This window comes from Streptomyces lushanensis (assembly GCF_001700515.1).
In the GTDB taxonomy this organism is placed as follows: Bacteria; Actinomycetota; Actinomycetes; order Streptomycetales; family Streptomycetaceae; genus Streptomyces; species Streptomyces lushanensis.
Map to the genome: position 1 here is coordinate 1 of NZ_MAUD01000488.1, position 2021 is coordinate 2021.

Below are 2021 nucleotides of genomic sequence, written 5' to 3' on the forward strand. Positions count from 1 at the left end.
ATGGCGTCGGCGGCGCCGCCGGGCAGCACCTCCTCGGCGGGCTGGAAGATCAGCCGTACGGCGTTGGGCAGCAGGCCCTGCCGGTCGAGCCCGGCGAGCACCAGACCGGCGCCGAGAACGGCGGAGGTGTGGACGTCGTGGCCGCAGGCGTGCGCGCGGTCGGGCACGGTGGAGCGGTAGGGAGCGTCGGTCTTGGTGTCCGGAATGGGCAGCGCGTCGATGTCGGCACGCAGCGCCAGCATGGGCCGTACGCCGTCCCAGGTCCCCACGTCACAGACGAGCCCGGTCCCGCCGGCGAGCACCCGGGGCGCGAGTCCGGCCCGCTCCAGCCGGTGCTTGAGCGCGGCGGTGGTACGGAACTCCTGATTGCCCAGCTCGGGATGCATGTGCATGTCCCGCCGGAAGGCGATCAGCTCGGCACGCAATCCGTCGCCCACCGCACCGGGCAGCGCGGCCGGCTCCGGCAGCACGCTGTCGCCGGGCAGCTCGTCGGTCTCGGGCTCTGGGGACATCAACTGGCTCACCTGCTGAAGACTAGGCCCCTTCAGGGATCAACGAAGTCACGATCAGCAAAATTTCAGCCACAGGAGCGAAGAAACCCGGCGTGGGAGTGCATGGCGGGCCGAGGCAGCGGGTATACCCGGCCGCTCCGCGGCGGGTCTCGTACGGCATGTCACGCAGAGGTCGTCACCCTCAGAGGTGGGCGGCCTGACGGCCCGGAAGTCACGGATGTCCCGGGTCGGGACGGTGTCGGTGTCGTACTCGGCCGTCAGGGCGACGTTCGGCGCGTCGACGAGATCGAGATTGAGGCCGAGGTCGAGGCCGAGGTCGAGGTCGAGGTCGAGGCCGAGAGATCCGTACCGGACCCGCACGGACAGAGCCGTGTCGAGGGGCCCGGGCGTGGCCGGGGCAGGAACCACCCGCGTTGCGCGCATCGCGTATGCGCGCCGTCAGCGACCGGAGGATTCCGTCGGCGGCGAGAAGGCCGCCCCGGCTGGTGGCGGCCTGGTGCACCTCGGGGAGCGCCAGGGGGAGGCGACAAGAAGGCCGCTGCCGTCGGCGGCCTTCCCGGCCCCTTGGTGAACCGGGTCCGCGCGGTTGAACAGAGCGAGCAGACCGGAGATGGCGGCGATGACGATCACGCCGCGTGCCCGTCGTTCCGCCGCGCGCACATCTCGTAACCGTCGGTCACGGCCGTACGGATGCCGTCCCCGTCACGGGCCCGCCGAAGTCGAAGGTTCTCCTCGTCGGTGACGAACGGCTCCTCCCGCACCCGGTGCGCCGCGGCGATGCGATGGATGCCCTCACGGATTGTCCCGGCTTCCGGGACACCCGGACGCGCCGCGGCCGGCTTGACGAACTGGGCCGTCCGCGGCGGACGTTGGCGGACATCCTGCACAAGCAGGGCGGCAGGGCCGCGGAGGCCGCCGAGTACGCGCTGAGGCTGCCCACTCGTTCGACGCGGCCGAAGAGCCGACGGGCGCGGGAGCGTACGCGCGGCTGCTCCTGGCCCAGGCGTACGGCGATTCCGGGCGCCGGGCCGGGGCGGCCGAAGTACTGGAGTCCGCCCTGCCGGATCTGCTGGAGCACGGCGAGGAGCGGACCGGTACGGGCCCGGGAGACGCTCGGCCGGAATTTGGGGCGCCCCTCGGCGACCGGCGGGCCGCGGCGGAGCAGTATCTGCCGGCCGCCGAGGCAGCCGGGGCGGGGAGGACGACCGTCCGCAGGCCCAGTCGGCCACGCTCGCCGCCGAGTCCCTGCCGGAGGCGGGCCTGCGCGCCGTACGGACGCCGGCGCCGAGGTCTGCGCCGGGGCCTCAGAAGCCTGGGGGCACCGGCCGGTGCCCCNNCCGGTCGCCGCCCGCTCAGACGGGCGTGTGCCAGACGAAGATCTCGGTGCTCGGCTGACGCTCGGAGAAGCGGCCGGCGGCGGAGTGCTCCCGGAGCAGCCGATCGAGGTCCGCCGTGAATGCGTCCAGGCGCTCACCGAACAGATGCGGCGCGGAACTCGACAGGGAGAAC

At 73.0% G+C, this 2021-nt stretch carries 3 protein-coding genes and 1 pseudogene; all 4 read right to left on the reverse strand.

What is annotated here, in order from left to right; all coding sequences use genetic code 11:
- Positions 1-512, reverse strand: a 512-nt coding sequence (locus BFF77_RS30230; RefSeq protein ID WP_141698568.1) for a M20/M25/M40 family metallo-hydrolase, incomplete at its 3' end; no start/stop codon positions are given.
- A 54-nt stretch (positions 513-566) separates the two neighbouring features.
- Positions 567-872 (reverse strand): hypothetical protein, encoded by a 306-nt coding sequence (locus BFF77_RS36365; RefSeq protein ID WP_211280352.1) that lies wholly within the window; start codon positions 870-872, stop codon positions 567-569.
- Between the two features lie 266 nt (positions 873-1138).
- Entirely contained in the window at positions 1139-1399 is a 261-nt protein-coding gene (locus tag BFF77_RS30240; RefSeq protein WP_245703836.1) for a hypothetical protein, read from the reverse strand.
- Positions 1400-1864: 465 nt separating this feature from the next.
- Positions 1865-2021, reverse strand: a pseudogene (locus BFF77_RS37305) (SAM-dependent methyltransferase); the annotation flags it as partial.